Below are 20,466 nucleotides of genomic sequence, written 5' to 3'. Positions count from 1 at the left end.
CAGTACCGGAAGGGTGGGACGGCGTGACGATCGAACCGGTGACCGAACTCGGGAGCGGGGGCGCACTTCGGTTGCCGCGCGCTCGGGTCGTACCTCTATCCGCCCCGCCGTCGTCGTACACCAAGGCGGTTGAGCGGTACCTCACCGGCGCGGGCATCGCGAAGTCCTCCGCGCGGATCTACCGGATCTCCCTCACGACGTGGGGATGGATGCTCGCCGGCGAACCGCCGCCGACCGGACCCGCCCGCCGAGGCGCGAAACCGCCCGTCTTCCCCGTCGCCGCGATCGACGACCCGGCGCTGCCGGAGGTCTTGGCCGAGCTGGCGGCGGCGCGGGCGGACGAGATGGACGCCGACACCGTCAACCGGGAGCTGTCCGTCGCGCGCAAGGCGATCGGCTGGTGGCAGCGCCAAGGCTGGATCGAGTGCGATCCGACGATCGGCATCGAGCGGCGGCCGGCGCCGCCGGACCGCACCAAGGCTCTCGCGGAGAACCAGATCGCCGCCCTGTGGCGCCTCGACGTCGCGCTGCGGGAGAAGACGCAGTGGAAGATGCTCTACGAGTCCGCCGCACGGGCCGACGAGGTGCTGTGCCTCAACGTGGAAGACCTCTACCCGCAGGACAAGCGCGGCAGGATCACCGCCAAGGGCGGGGCGACCGAGTGGATCCACTGGCAGTCCGGCACCGCCCAGCTCCTGCCCCGCCTCATCGCCCGCCGTACCCGCGGCCCGCTGTTCCTCACCGACCGCAAGGCCCCGGCCGGAACACCCACGCTCGACGTGTGCCTGGAGACCGGCCGGGCCCGGCTCTCCTACCGCCGCGCTGAGGAGATCTTCGAGGAGAACACCCGGCTGCTGGCAAACCCCCTCGCCTCGCCCGACGACATCGAGGACCTGGACGGCTGGACGCTTCACCGGCTACGTCACAGTGCCCTGACGCACGACGCGGAGGACGGCACCTCCACCCCGATGCTGCTGGCCCGCTCCCGCCACGCCTCCGTCCGCTCCCTGGAGCGCTACGCCCGCCCCGGCGTCGACTCGGTCGCCCGGCACGTCGCCGAACGCGACCCCGCTGCACGTCGCCGCAGGTAAATCCGAGCGGATCAGTGCTTCAAGATCATCTCGTTGCCCCTTTGGCGCGTATCTCGGTCACACCCCCGGTAAGCGGTGGCCGGCGGGCGACGAGGAGCGCGGGGACCCGGATGCCGTTGTGTCGTACGTTGGCAGAAGACCCACGGCGAAGGTGGCGAACGAGGCCAGGGCGCCCGCCATAGAGCGGAAAGTCATGAATGGCTTCGTCACTTCGGTTTCAACTTTTGAAAGATCCAGCGTCGACCCCACTCAACGCTCGTCGAGGGACGAAGATCATGACTGATGTGCGCAGACGTACGGTGCTCGCCGCGGCCGGTGGCACGGCCATCGCGGGCAAGGCCGCGACCATCGCCCGCGCCCAGGGCCCGCCCGGCCCCGCGGACGGCACGGGGAAGCCACCGCCACCGCCACCCCCCGGCCCGCACGAGGCCAGGGTCCAGGCGCTGCTGGGACGGATGACGGTCGAGGAGAAGCTGGGCCAGCTGCAGCAGCTGGCCTGGACCGGCGACACCGGGCCCGGCGGCGGGCAGACCGCCCAGGCGGAGAAGGCGGCCCGCGCCGGCAGACTCGGCTCCGTCCTCAACATCTACGGGGCCAAGACCACCAACACGCTGCAGCGGATGGCCGTCGAGAAGTCCCGTCTGGGCATCCCGCTGATCTTCGGGCTCGATGTCATCCATGGTCTGTGGACCACCTTCCCGATCCCGCTGGCCCAGGCGGCCTCCTTCGACCCTGCCGTGGCCGAGCGGGATGCCGAGGTCTCGGCCAAGGAGGCGCGCTCCAACGGGGTGCACTGGGCCTTCTCCCCGATGATGGACGTCACCCATGAGCCGCGCTGGGGGCGGATCGCCGAGGGCAACGGCGAGGACCCGTATCTGACGGCGGTGTTCGCGGCGGCCAAGACCCGCGGCTACCAGGGCGACGACCTCCGGGCGAAGGACCGGGTCGCGGCGTGCGCCAAGCATCTCGTCGCGTACGGCGGCGCAGAGGGCGGTCGCGACTACAACACGGTGGACGTCTCCGAGGCCCGGCTGCGCAATCTCTACCTCGGGCCGTTCAGGGCGGCCGTGGACGCCGGGGTGGCCACCGTCATGGCGAGCTTCAACACCGTCAGCGGGGTCCCCGCCCACGGCAACCGGCATGTGCTGACCTCCATCCTCAAGGAGGAGTGGTCCTACGACGGCTTCGTCGTCAGCGACTACAACGGCGTTCAGGAGATGACGGTCCACGGCTACGCCGCCGACCGCGCCGACGCGGGCCGGCTGGCGCTCAACGCCGGGGTCGACATGGAGATGGCCAGCACCACCATCGCCGAGTACGGCAAGCGGCTGCTGCGCAACGGACAGATCACCACCGCCCGGCTGGACGACGCGGTGGCCCGCATCCTGCGGCTGAAGTTCCGGCTCGGGCTCTTCGCACACCCCTATGCGGACGAGGATGCGGCGGTCACCGGGCCCACGAAGGCGACGCGGGCCACGGCGCGCGAGGCAGCCGCGCGGACGATGGTGCTGCTCACGAACGAGAAGTCGACGCTCCCCCTCGACACCTCGACCGGCGCCATCGCCGTCGTCGGCCCCTTCGGTGACTCCACCGACCTCCGCGGCTCCTGGGCCGGCCCCTGGGTGAAGGCGTTCCGCCCGGTCACGGTCCTCGACGGGGTCAAGCACGCGGCGCCGAGGGCACATGTCACCCATGCCAAGGGCGTGGACGCCGCCGGCAAGGACACCGGCGGCATCAGGAAGGCGGTCGCGGTGGCCAGGGCGGCCGATGTGGCGATCGTCGTGGTCGGCGAGGGGTCCACGCTCAGCGGGGAGGCGTCCGTGCGCAGCGACATCAGCCTGCCCGGACAGCAGGAGAAGCTGATCGCCGCGATCGCGGACAGCGGTACGCCCTTCGTCGTCGTCCTGCTCAGCGGACGCCCGTTGACGATGGGCGGCTGGCTGCACTCGGCAGCCGCCGTTCTGGAGGCGTGGCATCCGGGCATCGAGGGCGGCAATGCCATCGCGGATGTGCTCTTCGGCACCGTGAACCCCGGTGGCAAGCTCCCCGTGACCTTCCCGCGCGCGGTCGGGCAGATCCCCATCTACTACAACCACGAGAACACCGGGCGCCCTTACGACCCGGCCAACCACTACACCTCAAAATATCTCGACCTCGCCAACGGCCCGCAGTTCCCCTTCGGCCACGGACTCAGTTACACCACCTTCGACATCGGCGCACCGAGGCTGAGCGTCAGCCGGATACGGGCCGAGGCGCTGCGCAAGGGCGACACCATCGAGGTGGCGGTCTCGGTGCGCAACACGGGCAGACGCGCGGGCGATGAAGTGGTCCAGCTGTATCTGCGCGATCCGGTGGCGAGCATCGTGCAACCGGTCCGCAGGCTCTGCGGCTTCCGCCGGGTCGGCCTCGGCACCGGGAAGAGCACCACCGTCCGCTTCCGGCTGGGCGCCGAGGACCTGGGCTTTTGGACCCATGACCCGGACGGTGAACTCCTCGTCCAGAAGGGCGAGATCCAGTTCTACGCGGGGAACAGCTCCCTGGCGAAGGCCGAGCGCACCCTGACCATCACCTAGACCGCGGTGGGCAGCTGGGCGGACGTCCGGCCGTGGGCGCGGCGCACCGGCCATGTGCTCGGGCGCCGGGGTTCCCTGGGCTGCCATCCGCTCCTCCCAGCCCTTGGTGACGCCGCCTTCCGCGCCGCCGTTGGTGTCGGGGTGCCGGGCCGTCATGGCCTTGGGTCCTCTCGATCGGTCGCGGGTGGCGCGGACCGCCGTCCGGCCGGGCGCGGAACACCGGGCGATCATGGCAGCGAGGGGGCGGTGGGGCCAGTGTTCTTCCCCGCCGAGGCCCGGTGCCCGGCAGAACGTGGGTTTACCCCTGGAGGCCCAGGGCAGGCGGTATTTCGTGCTTCGGACCAGAGGCACGCACCGCGGGAGCAGTCTGACTGTTCCCAGGGCGGCGCGGCCCCGGGTCCGGTCTGCTCACGCTCCCGCGATGCGACTCCACGGTCCCAGGCGACCCCGTCAACCCATCGCAGGAGGTGGTTTCCGTGACGACCGCGGCGCAGGAGATGGCACGGCCCCAGACCAGCACCACGAAGCATCCGCATGACGACGCACCGGACACCGGCCCTGAGTTCCGGGAGATAGCCCGGCTCCCCGACGGGCCGGAGAAGGACGCGCTGCGGCAACGGGTCGTGGAGGCGTGGATGCCGATGGCCGAGCGGCTGGCCCGTCAGTACCGCAACCGCGGCGAGGCCCTGGAGGACCTGGAACAGGTGGCCGCGCTCGGCCTGGTCAAGGCCGTCAAGCGGTACGACCCGGAGCAGGGCACCGCCTTCGCGGCGTTCGCGGTGCCCACGATCGTCGGTGAGATCAAGCGCCACTTCCGGGACCATCTGTGGGTGCTGCACGTCCCGCGCCGGGTCCAGGACCTGCGCAACCGCGTACGGGCCGCCCACCGCGAGCTGTCCCATTCCCTCGACGACCGCCCGCCCCGCACCGAGGAGATCGCCGAGCGCACCGGCCTCACCGAGAAGGAGGTGCGCACCGGTATGGAGGCCATGGGCAGCTTCACCCCCCTGTCCCTGGACGCCCAGCTGCCCGGCGCGGACGACGGCTACTCGCTGGTGGACACGCTCGGCGGCCAGGAGCCCGCGTACGACCGGGTGGTGGACCGCGAGGCCGTACGGCCCGCGCTCACCCGGCTCGCCGACCGGGAGCGGCAGATCCTCTATATGCGCTTCTTCTGCGATATGACGCAGAGCCGCATCGCCGAGCAGCTGGGCATCTCCCAGATGCATGTCTCCCGTCTCATCAACCGCACCTGCTCGACGCTGCGCGCCCAGGCGATGGCGGAGACCGGCTGAATAACCAGTCGGTGGGCCGGGCGGGTCGGGACCGGTGGCGGTCCTGACCCGCCCCGGTCTTTTTGCGCATCGCGCGTTGCGCCGCTGGAACGATGTGCCTCGCCTTTGTGGGTGATGCGGGCACGGTGGCGGGTGACGATGTCCGCACGGGCTGCGAGGGTCATTGCGCGGGCCTGGATGTCCGAGCGAAGGAGAAACCCAGTGAACACCATTCCCGATCGTCCCCCTCCCGTTTACGCGCCAGAGCTCCTCAAAGGCCAGAAAGCGCTGGTGACCGGGGGCAACTCGGGAATCGGAAAGGCCACGGCGATCGCCCTGGGCCGCTCCGGCGCGGATGTCGTCGTCAACTACCTCTCCGACCGGCCGGCCGCCGAGGCCGTCGTCAAGGAGATCGAGGGCTTCGGCGTACGGACCTACGCCCACCAGGCGGATGTGTCGCAGGAGGAGCAGGTGATCGACATGGTCGCGACCATGATCGACCGGCTCGGCACGATCGACATCATGGTCGCCAACGCGGGTCTGCAGCGCGATGCCCCGACCGTGGACATGTCGCTGAAGGACTGGAACAAGGTCATCGACGTCAATCTCACCGGAGAGTTCCTCTGCGCCAGGGAAGCGGTCAAGGAGTTCCTGCGGCGCGGGGTCGTCCCGGAGGTCTCGCGGGCGGCCGGGAAAATCATCTGCATGAGTTCGGTCCATCAGATGATCCCGTGGGCCGGCCATGTGAATTACGCGGCGTCAAAGGGCGGCGTGGCGATGTTGATGGAGACCCTCGCCCAGGAATTCGCGCCCCGGAGAATCAGGGTGAACGCGATCGCGCCAGGTGCCATCAAGACCCCCATCAACCGCAGCGCGTGGGAAACCCCGGAGGCCCGGGAGAAGCTGCTGGAACTCATCCCCTACGGCCGGATCGGTGACCCGCAGGACATCGCCAATGCCGTGGTCGTCCTGGCGTCCGATCTGTGCGACTACGTCGTGGGCACCACCTTCTATGTGGACGGCGGCATGACGCTCTTTCCCGGTTTCGCTACAGGCGGCTGACGGAGCCGGGGTACGGCCCCGGGCCGGGCGACAGTGGTGGGCATGTCCGACGCCGTCACGATCACGCATCCGGTTCCCTACTACGCACAGTGGGAGTCGCCCGCCCTGGTACCCGACATCATCGCGGGCACGGTGTCCGCGGCCGACGATCCGCTGTGGCAGAAGTCGGGGGCCGCGAGTCCCGCCGAATACGCCTTCTGGTCCTGGCGGCTGTGCGGCATGGCCTGTCTGCGCATGGCGCTGGACCACTGGCGCGGCACGGCGCCGCCCGCGGTGTCGCTCGCCGAGGAGTGTGTCGACGCCGGCGCCTATGTGCGCCATGCGGACCGGGTGGACGGGCTGATCTACGCGCCCTTCGCCGACTACGCGCGGCGGCGCTGGAATCTGTTCGCCGAGTCCCGCCCGACGCTGCCGGCCGAGGAGCTTCCGCGGCAGCTCGCCGCCGACCGGCTGGCGATGCTGTCCGTCCACCCCTCCATCCGCGATCTGGGGCCCCGGCCGCCTCGGCGCGGCGGCCATCTGGTGCTCGCCGTCGGTGCCACGCCCGGCCATCTCATCATCCACAACCCCTCCGGATTTCCGCACCACTCCCAGCGGTTCGCCCGTGTCCCCTGGGCCGAGCTCGACCGCTTCTTCGCGGGGCGCGGTGTCCTTCTCGGGCCGGACGCTCCGTAACCGCGGCGCCTCGCGTACCCGTCAGGAGGCGCGGTAGAGGCCGGTCAGCAGCGCGACGGCGGCGGGGGCGGCCGGATGGGGGTCGTCGCGCCACCAGATGAGCCGGACGGGGATGGGGGCCGCGTCGCGCAGCGGACGGAAGACGATGCCGGCGCGCCGGTACTGGGTGACGGTGCTCTCGGCGGTGATCCCGATGCAGCGGCCCGTCGCGATGACGGAGAGCCAGTCGTCCACGTCCTGGGTGTACTCCATGGCGGGCCGGCTGTCCGGGGGCCAGAGATCGGCGGTGGTGGTGCCGGTGCGCCGGTCGATCACCAGGGTGCGGTCGCCGGTCTCGGCGAGCCGGATGGAGCGGCGCCGGGCCCATGGGTCGTCGGACGCCATGGTGCAGTAGCGCCGTTCGAGCCCGACGACGGCGCTCTCGATGCGCCGGTCCTCGGGCTGGGTGCGGACGACGGCGATGTCGCAGGCGCCCTCGGCAAGTCCTCCGGTCGCGGAGTTGGTGCGGATCAGGTGCAGCTCGACATCCGGGCGCACCTGGGGCCAGCGCCGCTGGAACTCCAGGGTGTGGCGGCCCATGGCCGACCAGGCGTGGCCGATGCGCAGCCGGCTGTGGCCGGTCGCGGCTTCCCGGATCAGATCGTCGGCCTCCGCCAGCACCCGCCGACCGCGCAGGCGCTGCTCTGCGCGGCCGCGGCGGGCATCCTGTCCTCCGCCGTCCCCTTTCTCTCCGACATGCTGGCCCTGCGCCGCGTTCCGGCCCAGTTCTTCGGGATCTTCATGAGCGTCAATCCCGTGCTGGCCGCGGTGGTAGGGCTGGTCGTCCTGGGCGAGTCCCTGAGCTGGAGCGCCTGGGCCGCGATCGTCGCCGTCGTCGGCTGCAACGCCGTCAGCGTCCTGGCGTCGGGCCGCCGCGGCGGCTGACGCGGTGCGCAGGGCTCAGTGGGTCTGCACCCACCAGGTCATCAGGCCGATGGCCGCGGTGCCACTCGCATAGGAGGCGCCGCGCACGAAATTCGCGGCGGCGAGCCGGCCGTATCGGCGCCATCTACTGCTGGAGCGGTTGGGTACTGGTGGGCGAACCTCCATCGTGTGCATAGGGAGCCCCTTTCGTCAGCGTGCGAACAGTGGGTGTTCCACGCGGGGGAACGACGCGCTAACGAAAGGATACAAAAGTGTGAACTTGTGAAATGTGTCGGACTCGCCGGGAATTTCTGATTCCGACGGAATTTCAGTACCGGGCGGTCAGCGGGACATGGCCGCGGCCGGGACGGTCCGGGTGCCGGTGTTCCAGCCCGAGACCCGGACCGAGGGTGCCGAGCCGCCCAGGTCCGCCGCGCGGTAGGTGGCGGTGAGCGTCACCGACTCCCCCGGCCACAGGCTGACCTCGTTGTCCGACCAGCGGACCGGAGTGACGGGCGTGCCCGAGCCGTTCACCAGATGGGCGTCGACGAGCAGCGCCGGGGTCGTGCCGCTGCCGGTGTTGCGCAAGGTGACGGTCGTGGTCGCGGTGCCGTCAGGGCCCGTGGCCGTGGTGGCGGTGGCGGACACGGGCACCCGGGCCATGCCGCTGAGGCCGGTGAGGTCGGCGTAGGACGTGGTCGGGGTGTAGTACCAGTCGGTGTTGTCCCAGTCGAGCACGTCCTTCTTGGTGGACAGCCAGTACACATTGCGGCTGACCTCCCTGCCCGCGCCGTCGGTGAGCTGGAGCTTGGCGAGATACGTGCCGGACAGGCCGCTCACGTCCGCCGGGACGGTCAGCGCGGTGGCCTTGCCGCCGTCGCCCGGTACGTCCCATCCGGTGGCGCTCCGGTCGAACTTCTTCGCACCGTCGGGGGTGTACAGGCTCACCCGGGCGGTGAGTCCGGTGGCGGCGTCGTGGCGGTTGTTGACCACGACCACGGAGCGCGCGTCGTACGAGTACTGGATGTGCAGTGGCTCATTGGCCTTCTTGGCGCCGAAATACGCTCCGCCCTGGTCGAGATAGCGGTCGAAGAGCTGCCAGTGGAGCGAGGTCCAGCCGCTGTTCAGCATCCAGTAGACGACACCGGTGGCCGGCTTGTCGGCATCGGAGAAGTTCCGGCCGTACGCCTCGTACTGGGCGCGCACCGCCTCGTACTGCGCGAGCTGCGCCTTGCGTACGTAGTCGGTCAGCCCGGTCGGCGGTCCGTAGCGGCCGCTGAGCGCGTTGCCGAAGAGCTTCAGATCGCCGAAAGTGGACGACGGGGAGCGGTGGTACTGCCGGGCGGACGGGTCCTTCCACAGCGTGTCCAGCTCACTCGGGGACATCATGCGCCGCAGCGTGTCGAGGGTGGGGACGTCGGGGCCGGCGCTGGTCTCGGAGTTGAAGCCGGTCGCGCCGCCCTCCCGCTTGGCGTACCAGTAGTCCGGCGGCACCCAGTCGTACGGGCCGGACATCTTCATGCCGGACTTTCCGAGCTGCGGGGAGGACTTGCCGGACGCGGCGGGCACCACCGGGTTCGGCCAGTCGGCGGCCTTCAGAGCGTCCAGGTAGGTCTTCTCGATGGTCGCGTCGGGCGCGAAGTCGCTGCCGATGAGGAACGAGACGACGCTGGGGTGGTCGCGCAGCCGCGCGGCCTCGGCGGCCATCGAGTCCTTGGCGACCGGGTAGTCGGCGGGGTTCCAGGTGTCGCCGGTCTCGTCGCCGTTGACCTGGCCCTCCCACTTGTCGCAGCACTCCCAACCGGGGAGGGTCAGAATGCCGTAGCGGTCGGTGAGGTCGAAGAACTCGTCGGGCTCGATATGGCCTTCGAGGCGGATGGTGTTCAGCCCCAGGTCGAGCGCGTACTTCAGCCGGTCCTCGACGGAGCGGGCGTCCCAGCGCAGAAAGACATCGGGGGACCAGCCGCCCGCCTTGATGAGCAGCGGGCGCCCGTTGATGACGTACTGGCGCGCGCCGTCGCGGTTCAGCGGCGCCTTGACGTCGCGGATGCCGAAGCGCTCGTGAGCGGTGTCGGAGACGGTGCCCGAGACGGTGGCGGTGAGGTCGAGGTCGTACAGCGGCCGGCCGCCCATTCCGGCGGGCCACCACACCTTGGGCCGGTCGAGGTGCAGCCGCGGGAAGTCGGCGGGGGTGAAGGTGACGGTCTTGGTCTCGTGCGCGGCCAGCGACACCGTACGGCTCACGGCGGCGGAGCCGACCGTGCCGGAGACGGTGGCGGTCACCGGGGCGGCCGAGTCGTTGCGGGCCTCGGCCTTGACGGTGAGGTCGGCGGAGGCGAGCGACGGCACGGCCAGTCGGGTGGTCACATGCGCGCCGCGCAGCGCGACCGGGCCGCCGCGGCGGATCAGCACATCGCGGACGATCCCCATGTTCTCGTCGGGCGGGGGCTGCAGCCAGTCGATCCAGCCCATGGTGAGGTTCTTGCGCGGGTCGTTGGGCTGGATACGGAAGGCCACCGTGTTGGTGCCCGCCTTGACCAGGTCGGTGATGTCCGGCTCATGGTGGGTGTACGCGCCGGCGATCCGGTCCTTGGTGGCGACCTGGTGGCCGTTGACGTACACATCGGCCGCGGAGACGACGCCGCTGAAGTCCAGGAAAGTGCGCCGGGAGGTGTCCGCCACGGTGAAGTCGCCCCGGTACCACCATGGCACATGGAAGTCGGCCGCCGGGATCTTCTTGAGGTTCGTCGAGTAGAACGGGTCCGGGTAGGTGCCGGCCGCGAGCAGCCCGGCGAGCACCGTCGAGCGGGGGCCCACCGGATGCCAGCCGGTCGCGGGGTAGCCGGGGGTGGAGATGGCCGCGGGGGTGTCGGACACCTTCGCCGAGGACTGGATGGCGAAGCCCGCCAGCGGGACGGAGGTGCCGGGGGCGGCGCCGACCCGGGTCACCGCGGCCGGGTCCGTGGCGCCCGCGGCCCCGGTGTGCGGGGACGCGCCGGCGCCCGTGGTGAGGGAGACGGTGAGAAGCAGGCCGCCGACGGTGAGCGCGGCGGTCAGGGCGCGTCGTACGCGGGCTCGCGCCCGCCGCCGGAGTGGTGCCAGTGGTGCCGGACAGAGGACCACGGATGTCTCCCTGAGGGGCGGGCTGCCCTGGAGGCGGGCCTGCGGATGGGCGCGATCGTTCGTTAAGTACCTTTCCTAACAATCTCTGGACGGTAAAGATGTGATCACGCCATGTCAACCCACCGCGCGGAGACTCCGCCCGTTCAGCCGTACCAGCGCAGCAGCGCGCCCAGCCCCCCGGCCGGGCCCGGAACTCCCTCGGGCACCAGCAGCACCTCGGTGTCGGCCACCGCGGCCGAGCGCATCAGCGCATCGTCCGCGCGGGCCGGTTCGGGCGCGCGCACACCCAGCGCCCGCGCCTGGGCCCGCTGCACGGCCAGCTGGTCGGCGTCGGGGCCGATCCACACCTCATGGCGCATATCGCCCCCCGCCTGCCCCAGCAGCAGCGTGGCCGCCTGATGGCTGCGCATCGCCTCCACGACCGCCGGCACCCCCTCCGCCGTCCCGCTGGGCGAGACGCCCTTGTGCTCTTTCCCGCCCTGCCCGCCGGGGCGGCCGCGCCCGGCACGGAAGGCGTCGAGGACGGACTCCAGATGGGCGCGGACGTGCTCCGCGCAGACGTTATCGATCTCCGCCTCCAACAGCTCCCGCGCGCAGCCGGCGGTCCTGGTGCCGTGCTGCGCCTCCACCGCCCGCGCCCGCAGCGGCTCGGGCAGCCGGTCGAGCACCGCCCGGCGCTCGCGCGGATCGCCGGTCAGGACCAGCAGCTGCGCGTCGCTGTCCGACCACTGCCGTACGAGCTCGTCGGCGACCCGCTCCGCGGTCTGGTCCCAGGCGTTCTCGACCCGGTTGCGGTAGTGCCACTCATGGCGGTCGGCGGGGACGGACCGGTGTCCCCGGCCCCGCCGCGCGCCGCCCGCGGCGCGGCCCGCCAGACGCACACCGCCGGCGTCCCGCAGCTCCAGATCGGCGCCCGCCCGGTCGATGTGGACCAGCAGACACGACGGCCACTCGCCCCGCAGCGAGGCCAGCGGGGCCACCCGGGGCAGTGCCGACCAGGACGTCTCCACATCGCCCGGCGAGACGGCCAGCGGCACATCGAGCACCACCTCTCCGCCCGCCGCGAACAGCGCCCGCCCCGCGGACGGCCGGGCCGCCGGCTCGCCGGCCAGCCTGCCGACCAGGGCGTCGCGGGTGGCGGGGTCGGCGCCCTGGCCGGTCAGCTGGTCGGCCACGAACCGCTCCCGCAATCTGCGCCGCGTGGGCGCGTCCTCCGTCGCCCGCGAGGTGTCGATGTACGCACACGCCCACGGACCGGGCCGGTCGAACAACGGCTTCAGGAATCCAACGTCCATGACCTCCCCCAACCCGGGGAAACACGGCCGGAACCGGTCGACCCGGAACCTTCCGGATCGTTGTCCCGCTCCTCCCCCCAGGATCCCTCCACCGCACCGGGAGCGCCACAGCCGACTAGAATCGCTCCCATGGCTCGCTCCAACGAGGAAGTCGAAGCCCTTCTGCGCGAGTACGCCGATCTCCTCCTGATCACGGGCGGAGACGCGTTCAAGTCGCGTGCCTATGAGAAGGCCGCCCGGGCCATTGGCGGCCACCCCGCCGATATCTCCCAGCTCGACGCGAAGGGGCTGCGGGAGATCCCCAACGTCGGCCGGTCGATCGCCGACAAGGTCGTCGAATTCCTGCGCACCGGGACCATGCCCGCCGTCGAAGAGGCGCGTGCCGCGATCCCGGCGGGGGTGCGGGAGCTGACCGCCATCCCCGCCCTCGGGCCGAAGAAGGCCATGACGCTGTACGAGGAGCTGCACATCGCCTCGATCGACCAGCTGGCCCAGGCGATCGAGGAGCACAAGCTGCGCGATCTCAAGGGCTTCGGTCCGAAGTCCGAGGAGAACATCCTGCACGGCATCGCGCTCATGCGGGCCGTCGGTGACCGGATCCGGCTCGACGAGGCCATGGACGTCGCCGACGACATCGTGTCCGCGCTGTCCCAGGTGCCCGGCTGCGAGCGGTGCGCGTACGCCGGGTCGCTGCGCCGGATGAAGGAGACCGTCGGCGATGTGGACATCCTGGTCGCGGCGGACGAATCCGGCCCGTTCATGGACGCGTTCGTAGGCCTTCCGTACACCGCCGAGGTCATCGCGCACGGCCAGAAGAAGACCTCGATCCGCACGAAGAAGGGGCTCCAGGTGGATCTGCGGGTCCTGCCGCCGGACTCGTGGGGTGCGGGGCTGCTGTACTTCACCGGCTCGAAGGCGCACAACATCCGCGTCCGCGCGATCGCGGTGCGCCATGGCCTCAAGCTCTCCGAGTACGGCCTCTTCGAGACCAAGAGCGGAAAGAAGATCGCCTCGCGGAGCGAGGAGGACGTCTACGCCCGGCTCGGAATGGACTGGATCCCGCCGACACTGCGCGAGGACCGGGGTGAGATCAAGGCCGCCCTCGAGGGCCAACTGCCCCGGCTCATCGAGGAGTCCGACCTCCGCGGCGATCTGCACACGCACACCGATCTGACCGACGGGCTCGAACCGCTGGAGGCCATGATCGCCACAGCGGAGCGGCGCCGGTACGCGTACTACGCCGTCACCGACCATGCGCCGAAGCTGTACATGCAGCAAATGACCGAGGAGAAGATGCTGGCCCAGCGCGAACGGCTGCGCGAGCTCGACCACGGGCGCGGACGCCGGGACACCCGGCTGCTGCACGGTGTGGAGCTGAACATCGACACCGACGGGGAGGTGGACTGGCCGGGCGACTTCCTCGAGGGCTTCGATCTGTGCGTGGCCTCGGTGCACTCGCAGTTCGGCCAGGCCCGGGACGCCATGACCCGGCGGCTCGTACGGGCCTGCGAGAACCCCCATGTGAACATCATCGGCCATCCGACGACCCGGCTCATCGGCAAACGGCCGGGCATCGACGCCGACTTGGACGAGGTATTCGCCGCGTGCGCCCGTACCGGCACCGCCTTGGAGGTCAACGCGCATCCGGAGCGGCTGGATCTGTCGGACGAGAACATCCTGCGGGCGAAGTCGTACGGGGTGGTGTTCGCCCTGAACAGCGATGCGCACTCGACCCGCGATCTGGCCAATATGCGGTACGGGGTGGGCATGGCACAACGGGGCTGGCTCACCACGGACGATGTCATCAACACCTGGCCGCTCACCCGGCTGCGGCGTTTTCTGCGCAAGGACGCGGGGCACTCGCCCTGAATATGACCACGCCCGAACCCGCCCGCCAGGCGCCCGGCGCCCGTACCCTCGCCGAGCTGGACGAGCGGGTGTGCCGCTGCCGCGCCTGTCCACGGCTGGTCCGGTGGCGGGAAGAGGCCGCCCGGACCAAGCGCCGCGCCTACGCCGACTGGGACTACTGGGCGCGTCCGGTGCCGGGGTTCGGGCCGCCCGACGCGCGGCTCGCGATCGTGGGTCTGGCACCGGCCGCCCACGGGGCCAACCGCACGGGCCGGATGTTCACCGGCGACCGGGCCGGCGACTTCCTGTACGCGGCGCTGTACGCCGTCGGGCTGGCCAGCCAGCCCACCTCCACGCACATCGGCGACGGCCTTGAGCTGTACGGGGTCAGGATCACCGCACCGGTGCGCTGCGCCCCGCCCGCCAACCGGCCCACGCCCCGGGAACGGGACACCTGCCGGCCGTGGCTCACCCAGGAACTGCGGCTGCTGCGGCCGACGTTGCGCTCGGTCGTCGTACTCGGCGGATACGGCTGGCAGGCCGTCCTGCCCGCGCTGGCCGATGCCGGATGGACCGTGCCCCGGCCACGGCCCGCCTTCGCGCACGGGGCGCGGACCACGCTGCGGGCGGCCGACGGCGGGGCACCGCTCACGCTCTTCGGCTGCTATCACGTGAGCCAGCAGAACACCTTCACCGGACGGCTCACCCCGGACATGCTGCGGGAGGTGCTCGTCGCGGCGGCGGAGACGGCCGGGCTTCCGGCTTCCGGTCACTCCTGATCGCGGTGGTGTGAGGCCGCGGGGGAGGGAGGCCCCGGGCACTGGGGCAGGAGGGCGCCCGGGGCCTCGTTCAGGGGGTGGGCCGCATCAGTTGAGGCCGGTGCCAGAGCCGGTGCCGGTGCCGGTGTCACCGGCTCCGGCGGCGGCACCGGTGTCACCGGCGCCGACGCTTCCGGCGTCACCCGCACCCGCGTTACCCGCGCCCGCGTTACCGGCGTCACCCGCACCGGCATTACCGGCACCCGCGTCACCCGCGCCCGCGTCACCCGCGCCCGCGTCGCCGGCACCCGCGTTACCGGCGTCACCCGCACCGGCATTACCGGCACCCGCGTCACCGGCGGCACCGGCATCGCCCGCGCCGATGACCGCACCGGTGGCCTCCAGCGCGGCAGTCACCGGCTGGAAGAACGTCTCGCCGCCCTGGGTGCAGTCACCGCTGCCCCCGGACGTCAGCCCGACCGCCGCGTCCTCGGCGAACATCGAACCGCCGCTGTCGCCGGGCTCGGCGCACACATCGGTCTGGATGAGGCCGTTGACGATGTCGCCGTTGCCGTAGTTCACCGTGGCGTTGAGGCCGGTGACCGTTCCGTCGGTGACCCCGGTCGTGGATCCGGAGCGCTGCACCTTCAGGCCCACGCTCGCCTCGACGGCACGGCCGATCGCCTGCGTACTGCCGTCCTGGAGGTCGACCGTGCTGGACGCCTGGGTGGTGGCGTCGTCGTACATGACCAGCGCGAAGTCGTTCTCGGGGAACTTGGAGTCCTGCACGGTGCCCACCTGCTGGGCACCGGCCTCGTCCGCGGTCCAGGTCTGCGACTCGTTGCCACAGTGGCCCGCGGTCAGGAAGCCCGGCGCTCCGTCGACGGTGACGTTGAAGCCGAGGGAGCAACGGGCGCCACCGCCGAAGATGGCATCGCCGCCGTCGAGACCTCCGGCGGCCGCGTCACCGCCTCCGGCGTCACCCGCGCCGCCCGCACCCGCGCCGCCCGCACCCGCGTCACCGGCACCACCGGCACCCGCGTCACCGGCACCCGCGTTTCCAGCACCCGCGTTTCCGGCATCGCCCGCTCCGGCGTCTCCGGCCCCAGCGTCACCGGCACCCGCGTTTCCAGCACCCGCGTCACCGGCACCCGCGTTTCCGGCATCGCCCGCTCCGGCGTCTCCGGCCCCGGCGTCTCCGGCGGCGTTGCCCGCGTCGCCCGCGGCGTCACCGGCGCCCGTACCGCCGTTGTCGCCGGGCTGGGCCGCCTCGCCGCCGTCGAACCTCTTGAACTCACCCTGGGACCGCTTGACGCTGACCAGGCCGCTCATCTGGTCGGTGGCCTTGGTCAGGGTGGCCCACTTGGTGCCGGTCACCGTACGGTCCGCCGTCACCCGGACCTGGTTGGTCACCGGGTCGATCGACCAGGCGGTGCCGGGCACCGAGGCATCGCTGCCCAGAGTCTTGGTGGCGGCCTTCAGATCCGCCATGCTGTTCTTGACGATCTTGGCTACGGCGCCCTTGGCCTCGACGCTCTTCGCCGCGTCCTCGTCCATCACATTCATGACCAACTGGCGCGTGTCGTTCTTGTAGTACCAGCCCGCGCCGTTGTCACCGAGGTCCGCGGCGAGCGACCTCGCGAGCTTCACGGCCGCCGGGGACGAGAAGGTCTTGGAGGCCGACGTCTTGTCCGGGCTCGCATTGGCGTTGGGCAGCAGAACAGCCGCTGCCCCGAGCGCGGCGACGGCAGCTCCGGCGATGGCGAGGGTCCGCTTGTTCACACGTCGGTGGCTCAACTCACTGACCTCCAGTCGGGGATGCGCGGGAAGCGAGTGAGAAGCGCTCGTGCCGTTTCTGTACGCCCCGCGCGGGGCCACCACGTCGTACGGGGGCGCGTTTACTCCGTTCTCACCACCACTCACAGTGTGATGAATGGCTGCGCCGAGGTGATCCGTATGAGTAAGGTGCGCCGGTTCGCCGCCGTGATCGCGTCACCGCTCGTCCCCCGTCTCCCCCGCGGCCTCGGCCTGGGCAAGGCGCTGGATCCCGTCGCGGCGATCTACGATTCCTGAGAGCTGACCGCCCCAGGAAGGACTTTTACGCCATGGCCATCATCCCCGTGCGCGACCGCTCCACGATCATGGTCCTGAATGGACCGAATCTGAACCTCCTCGGCCGCCGTCAGCCCGAGATCTATGGCACCGACACCCTGGCCGACATCGAGAAGCTCGTCGCCGAGACCGCCGCCCCGCACGGGCTGACGACCGACTGCCGGCAGAGCAACCACGAGGGCCAGCTGATCGACTGGATCCACGAGGCCCGCGAGCGGCATGCGGCCGTCATCATCAATCCCGCGGGCTACTCACACACCTCCGTGGCCCTGCGCGACGCCCTGGCGACCTGCGACGGCATGCCGATTCTGGAGGTGCACATCTCCAACATCCACCAGCGGGAGGCGTTCCGGCACCACTCCTATGTCTCCGCGCTCGCCAGCGGTGTGATCGCCGGATGTGGCATTCAGGGGTACGCCTTCGCCGTCGAGCGGGCGGTGGCGCTGCTCGCGGCCGCCAAGGCACAGGACGACGCCACGGCGTAGGCCTCAGGCCCTGATGACGCGGACACCGGCCTCGGTGTACGGGGCGACCAGCTCATCGGCGGCGCCGGTGTCCGTGACCAGTACATCGACCGCGTCGAGCGGGCAGATCCGGGCGAACGCCCGGCGGCCCAGCTTGGAGCTGTCGGCCGCGACCACCACCCGGGCGGCGCGACCGGCCATCAGGTGGTTGATGCTGGCCTCGCCCTCATGGTGGGCGGTGGCGCCCTGGGCGGCGTCCAGCGCGTCCACGCCGAGGATCGCCAGATCCAGGGAGACCTCGGCCAGCACTCCGGTGGCCAGCGGGCCCATCAGCTCGAAGGACTGGGGGCGGGCGACCCCGCCGGTGAGCACGATCTTGACCTGAGGGCGCACGGCCAGCTCATGGGCGATGTTGAGGGCGTTCGTCACGATGGTGACGGCCGGACCGCCGCCGGAGCCGGACAGCTCGGCGCGGGTGGAGATGGCCCGGGCCACCTCGGTCGTGGTGGTCCCGCCGTTGAGGCCGACGATCGCGCCCGGATCGACCATCCGGGCGACGGCGGCGGCGATCCGCTGCTTCTCCGACGCGTGCCGGGCGGTCTTGTAGCGCAGCGGAAGGTCGTACGACAGATTCCGCGCGACCGCGCCGCCCCGGGTGCGGGTGAGCATCTGCTGCTGCTCGAGTTCGTCGAGATCCCGGCGGATCGTCGCGGCGGACACCGCCAGTTCGACGGCCGCCTCTTCGACATCGACCGTGCCGTCCCTGGCCAACAGCTCCAGCAGGGCGTTCCAGCGCTCGGGCCGTTTCACGCCGTCTCCTCAGACCCTGTCATCGCCCGTCGTTCCCGTTTCCACGGTGCCCCGCGCATCTCGCGGCTCACCCTACCCCGCGCGCAGGGACACTGGACTTCTCTGCAAGATCCTGCGCATTATCAAGCTCAAAGATGCAACTCCGCGCACCTTCAGTGTCGCGTTTCCTTGTGACGAGGGGAGTCCCATGAGCTGCACCGAGGACGAGATCGCAAGCCAGCCGGACTGCTGGCGCCGTGCCATCGCCCTGGCCAGGGACCCGGAGGGGCCCGTACGGAAGGCACTGCCCCGGGCCGGTGAGCGGGTCGCCGTCGTCGGATGCGGCACCTCGTGGTTCATCGCCCAGTCCTACGCGGCGCTGCGCGAGGCCGCGGGCCAGGGTGAGACGGACGCGTTCCCGGCGTCCGAGATGCCCTCCGGCCGCCGCTACGACCGGATGCTCGCGCTGTCCCGGTCCGGCACCACGACCGAGGTGCTGGAGCTGCTCGGCGCCGTGCGCGGCCGTATCCCCACCAGCGTCATCACCGCGGTCCCCGACTCCCCCGTCGTCAGCGCCGCGGACGCCGCGGTCGTGCTCGACTTCGCGGACGAGCGGTCGGTGGTGCAGACGCGCTGGGCCACCAGCGAACTCGCCCTGCTCCGCGCCCACGTGGGGGATCCGCTGGACGGTCTCGAAGCGGACGGCAAGGCGGCGCTCGCCGAGCCGCTGCCCGACGGCCTTGTCGGCGCGGGGCAGTTCACCTTCCTGGGGCGCGGCTGGACCTACGGGGTCGCCCAGGAGGCCGCGTTGAAGATGCGGGAGGCCGCGGGGGCGTGGACCGAGGCGTATCCGGTGATGGAGTACCGGCACGGGCCGATCAGCGTCACCGGCCCGCGGAGCGTGGTGTGGTGGCTCGGCGAGGGCGCGTCGGGGCTGGCGGACGAGGAGGTCACCGGGCCCGGCGGCCGGCTCGCCGGATACGGCCGCGATCCGCTGGCCGAGCTGGTGGTGGTGCAGCGGCTCGCGGTCGCCATCGCGGTGGCGCGTGGCCTCGACCCCGACCGTCCCCGCAATCTCACCCGCTCGGTGATCCTCACATGAGCGCCGGATACGCCGGATACCCGGGACGTTCATGGGCGGGCGGACGAAGGGAGCCGGGCCGTGCCGCTGGTGGCCACGGATGAGATCGTCGGACCGGCCGCGCGGGCGGGGCTCGGCGCGGGCGCGTTCAATGTGATCCAGATCGAGCACGCCCAGGCGATCGTGGCCGGGGCACAGACGGCCGACGCGCCGGTGATTTTGCAGCTCAGCGAGAACGCGGTGCGGTATCACGGCGCCCTGGCCGCGATCGGCCGGGCGGTGGTCGAGGTCGCACGCGCGGCGCGGGTGCCGGTCGCCGTGCATCTGGACCACGCGACCGAGCCCGCGCTGGTGCGGGAGGCGGTCGGCCTCGGCTTCGGCTCGGTGATGTTCGACGCCTCGGGGCTGCCGTACGACGGCAATGTGGCGGCGACCGCCGCGGTGGTGGCCGACTGCCATGCCCACGGGGTGTGGGTCGAGGCGGAGTTGGGCGAGGTGGGCGGCAAGGACGGCGTCCACGCGCCCGGCGCCAGAACCGACCCCGCCGAGGCCGCCGCCTATGTGGCGGCCACGGGCGTGGACGCGCTCGCGGTGGCGGTGGGCACCTCGCACGCCATGGTCGTCAAGGAGGCGGTAGTGGATCTGCGGCTGATCGCGGCCCTGCGCGCGGCCGTGCCCGTACCGCTGGTGCTGCACGGCTCCTCCGGGGTGCCCGAGGCGGATCTGACCCGGGTGGTGGAGGCGGGGCTGACGAAGGTGAACATCGCCACCCACCTGAATGTGGCCTACACCCGGGCGATCCGCGACCATCTCGCCAGCCACCCCGAGGTCGTCGACCCGCGTCGCTATGTCGCGGCCGCGCGCGACGCGGTGGCGCGGGAGGTGGCCCGTCTGCTGAAGCTGGTACGGGCCACCGCGTCCTGACATGTTGGCGGAAGCTGTTCGGAACGGGCAGTCTACGTGCACAAATGAACACCAGGTGGCGGGGCGGTGAGACTCATCGCCTCTCCTCCCGGAACCAGACGACGACCATGACGGCGATGACGGCCACGACCGCCGCGATGACCCGGAAGCCCACCGGCATCGCGTCCGTGAAGGCCGTGACGACTCGCGCGTGCTCGGCGGGTCCCAGGCCCCGCGCGGCCGACAGCGCCTCGCCCGCCGAATGGGCCCGCCCGGGCGAGGGCGCGGGCAAGCGGTCGGCGAACCGGCCCGTCAGCACGGTGCCCATGACGGCGACGCCGAGCGCGCTGCCGATCCTCCCGGGCGGCGCTGCCGAGCCCCGAGCCGAGCCCGGCCCGGCTGCGGCTCACCGCCCGGCGGCACGGGCGCGGGATGCGGCTGCGGAACGTGAGCGGCGCGCTGGGGGAGCTCCTCGTCCGGGCCGGGCTCGACGACGCCCTGGCGGCAGACGCCCT

At 71.4% G+C, this 20,466-nt stretch carries 16 protein-coding genes and 2 pseudogenes; 11 read left to right on the top strand and 7 right to left on the bottom strand.

Annotated features, from left to right (window positions below; all coding sequences use genetic code 11):
* Positions 1-23: 23 nt before the first annotated feature.
* The 5 genes from ABZS71_RS05635 to ABZS71_RS05615 all read left to right on the top strand — a co-directional run bounded on the left by ABZS71_RS05635 (position 24) and on the right by ABZS71_RS05615 (position 6,675).
* Positions 24-1,091, top strand: coding sequence for a tyrosine-type recombinase/integrase (locus ABZS71_RS05635; RefSeq protein ID WP_356207796.1), 1,068 nt, complete (start codon positions 24-26; stop codon positions 1,089-1,091).
* Between the two features lie 275 nt (positions 1,092-1,366).
* Positions 1,367-3,664, top strand: a complete 2,298-nt coding sequence (bglX, locus tag ABZS71_RS05630) for a beta-glucosidase BglX (RefSeq protein WP_356207795.1) — start codon at positions 1,367-1,369, stop codon at positions 3,662-3,664.
* Between the two features lie 476 nt (positions 3,665-4,140).
* Entirely contained in the window at positions 4,141-4,959 is an 819-nt protein-coding gene (locus ABZS71_RS05625; RefSeq protein WP_356207793.1) for a SigB/SigF/SigG family RNA polymerase sigma factor, read from the top strand.
* Between the two features lie 177 nt (positions 4,960-5,136).
* Complete coding sequence (locus ABZS71_RS05620) at positions 5,137-6,000, top strand: SDR family oxidoreductase (protein ID WP_355845683.1); 864 nt, start codon at positions 5,137-5,139, stop codon at positions 5,998-6,000.
* 42 nt (positions 6,001-6,042) lie between these two features.
* Positions 6,043-6,675: a C39 family peptidase gene (locus ABZS71_RS05615; RefSeq protein ID WP_356207792.1), complete on the top strand. Its 633-nt coding sequence runs from the start codon at positions 6,043-6,045 to the stop codon at positions 6,673-6,675.
* A gap of 21 nt (positions 6,676-6,696) precedes the next feature.
* Here ABZS71_RS05615 and ABZS71_RS05610 read toward each other — a convergent pair.
* Positions 6,697-7,341, bottom strand: a pseudogene (locus ABZS71_RS05610) (LysR substrate-binding domain-containing protein); the annotation flags it as partial.
* Between ABZS71_RS05610 and ABZS71_RS05605 the strand changes: the two are divergent.
* Positions 7,324-7,599 (top strand): annotated as a pseudogene (locus ABZS71_RS05605) (EamA family transporter); the annotation flags it as partial. The pseudogenes ABZS71_RS05610 and ABZS71_RS05605 sit on opposite strands and share 18 nt — an antisense overlap.
* 15 nt (positions 7,600-7,614) lie before the next feature.
* On the opposite strand, the gene ABZS71_RS05600 reads toward ABZS71_RS05605, so the two are convergent.
* The 3 genes from ABZS71_RS05600 to ABZS71_RS05590 all read right to left on the bottom strand — a co-directional run bounded on the left by ABZS71_RS05600 (position 7,615) and on the right by ABZS71_RS05590 (position 11,996).
* Entirely contained in the window at positions 7,615-7,773 is a 159-nt protein-coding gene (locus tag ABZS71_RS05600; protein WP_355845689.1) for a hypothetical protein, read from the bottom strand.
* A 147-nt stretch (positions 7,774-7,920) separates the two neighbouring features.
* Positions 7,921-10,701: an exo-beta-D-glucosaminidase gene (locus ABZS71_RS05595; protein ID WP_356207790.1), complete on the bottom strand. Its 2,781-nt coding sequence runs from the start codon at positions 10,699-10,701 to the stop codon at positions 7,921-7,923.
* 143 nt (positions 10,702-10,844) lie between these two features.
* Complete coding sequence (locus ABZS71_RS05590; protein WP_356207788.1) at positions 10,845-11,996, bottom strand: Vms1/Ankzf1 family peptidyl-tRNA hydrolase; 1,152 nt, start codon at positions 11,994-11,996, stop codon at positions 10,845-10,847.
* A gap of 129 nt (positions 11,997-12,125) precedes the next feature.
* Between ABZS71_RS05590 and polX the strand changes: the two genes are divergently transcribed.
* The gene (gene polX / locus ABZS71_RS05585) at positions 12,126-13,865 is read left to right on the top strand and encodes a DNA polymerase/3'-5' exonuclease PolX (protein ID WP_356207787.1); all 1,740 of its coding nucleotides are present in this window, start codon (positions 12,126-12,128) and stop codon (positions 13,863-13,865) included.
* A gap of 2 nt (positions 13,866-13,867) precedes the next feature.
* Positions 13,868-14,623 (top strand): uracil-DNA glycosylase, encoded by a 756-nt coding sequence (locus ABZS71_RS05580; protein ID WP_356207786.1) that lies wholly within the window; start codon positions 13,868-13,870, stop codon positions 14,621-14,623.
* An 87-nt stretch (positions 14,624-14,710) separates the two neighbouring features.
* Here the strand turns inward: ABZS71_RS05580 and ABZS71_RS05575 are convergent, their stop codons facing one another.
* Positions 14,711-16,384 (bottom strand): S1 family peptidase, encoded by a 1,674-nt coding sequence (locus ABZS71_RS05575; protein WP_356207785.1) that lies wholly within the window; start codon positions 16,382-16,384, stop codon positions 14,711-14,713.
* A 323-nt stretch (positions 16,385-16,707) separates the two neighbouring features.
* On the opposite strand from ABZS71_RS05575, the gene aroQ reads away from it, so the two are divergent.
* A complete protein-coding gene (aroQ, locus tag ABZS71_RS05570; RefSeq protein ID WP_355845707.1) occupies positions 16,708-17,199 on the top strand; it encodes a type II 3-dehydroquinate dehydratase in 492 nt (163 codons plus the stop codon).
* A gap of 3 nt (positions 17,200-17,202) precedes the next feature.
* Here the strand turns inward: aroQ and ABZS71_RS05565 are convergent, their stop codons facing one another.
* Complete coding sequence (locus tag ABZS71_RS05565) at positions 17,203-17,988, bottom strand: DeoR/GlpR family DNA-binding transcription regulator (RefSeq protein WP_356207784.1); 786 nt, start codon at positions 17,986-17,988, stop codon at positions 17,203-17,205.
* Positions 17,989-18,175: 187 nt separating this feature from the next.
* Between ABZS71_RS05565 and ABZS71_RS05560 the strand changes: the two genes are divergently transcribed.
* Positions 18,176-19,069: an SIS domain-containing protein gene (locus tag ABZS71_RS05560; RefSeq protein WP_355845713.1), complete on the top strand. Its 894-nt coding sequence runs from the start codon at positions 18,176-18,178 to the stop codon at positions 19,067-19,069.
* 60 nt (positions 19,070-19,129) lie between these two features.
* Positions 19,130-19,972 (top strand): class II fructose-bisphosphate aldolase, encoded by an 843-nt coding sequence (locus ABZS71_RS05555; protein WP_356207782.1) that lies wholly within the window; start codon positions 19,130-19,132, stop codon positions 19,970-19,972.
* 73 nt (positions 19,973-20,045) lie between these two features.
* On the opposite strand, the gene ABZS71_RS05550 is transcribed toward ABZS71_RS05555, so the two are convergent.
* Entirely contained in the window at positions 20,046-20,279 is a 234-nt protein-coding gene (locus tag ABZS71_RS05550) for a hypothetical protein (RefSeq protein ID WP_356207780.1), read from the bottom strand.
* Positions 20,280-20,466 lie beyond the last annotated feature (187 nt).

Source organism: Streptomyces sp. NPDC005393, from assembly GCF_040606675.1.
Classification (GTDB): Bacteria; Actinomycetota; Actinomycetes; order Streptomycetales; family Streptomycetaceae; genus Streptomyces.
Note: the sequence above shows the minus strand (reverse complement) of the source record. Positions and strands in the feature narration are given on the sequence as shown.

Bases quoted from the DNA above. Each gene is read 5' to 3' on its own strand.
- bglX (WP_356207795.1), top strand. From the start codon at position 1,367: ATGACTGATGTGCGCAGACGTACGGTGCTCGCCGCGGCCGGTGGCACG.
- ABZS71_RS05620 (WP_355845683.1), top strand. From the start codon at position 5,137: ATGTCCGAGCGAAGGAGAAACCCAGTGAACACCATTCCCGATCGTCCC.
- ABZS71_RS05615 (WP_356207792.1), top strand. From the start codon at position 6,043: ATGTCCGACGCCGTCACGATCACGCATCCGGTTCCCTACTACGCACAG.
- ABZS71_RS05600 (WP_355845689.1), bottom strand. From the start codon at position 7,773: ATGCACACGATGGAGGTTCGCCCACCAGTACCCAACCGCTCCAGCAGT.
- ABZS71_RS05590 (WP_356207788.1), bottom strand. From the start codon at position 11,996: ATGGACGTTGGATTCCTGAAGCCGTTGTTCGACCGGCCCGGTCCGTGG.
- polX (WP_356207787.1), top strand. From the start codon at position 12,126: ATGGCTCGCTCCAACGAGGAAGTCGAAGCCCTTCTGCGCGAGTACGCC.
- ABZS71_RS05580 (WP_356207786.1), top strand. From the start codon at position 13,868: ATGACCACGCCCGAACCCGCCCGCCAGGCGCCCGGCGCCCGTACCCTC.
- aroQ (WP_355845707.1), top strand. From the start codon at position 16,708: ATGGCCATCATCCCCGTGCGCGACCGCTCCACGATCATGGTCCTGAAT.
- ABZS71_RS05560 (WP_355845713.1), top strand. From the start codon at position 18,176: ATGAGCTGCACCGAGGACGAGATCGCAAGCCAGCCGGACTGCTGGCGC.
- ABZS71_RS05550 (WP_356207780.1), bottom strand. From the start codon at position 20,279: ATGGGCACCGTGCTGACGGGCCGGTTCGCCGACCGCTTGCCCGCGCCC.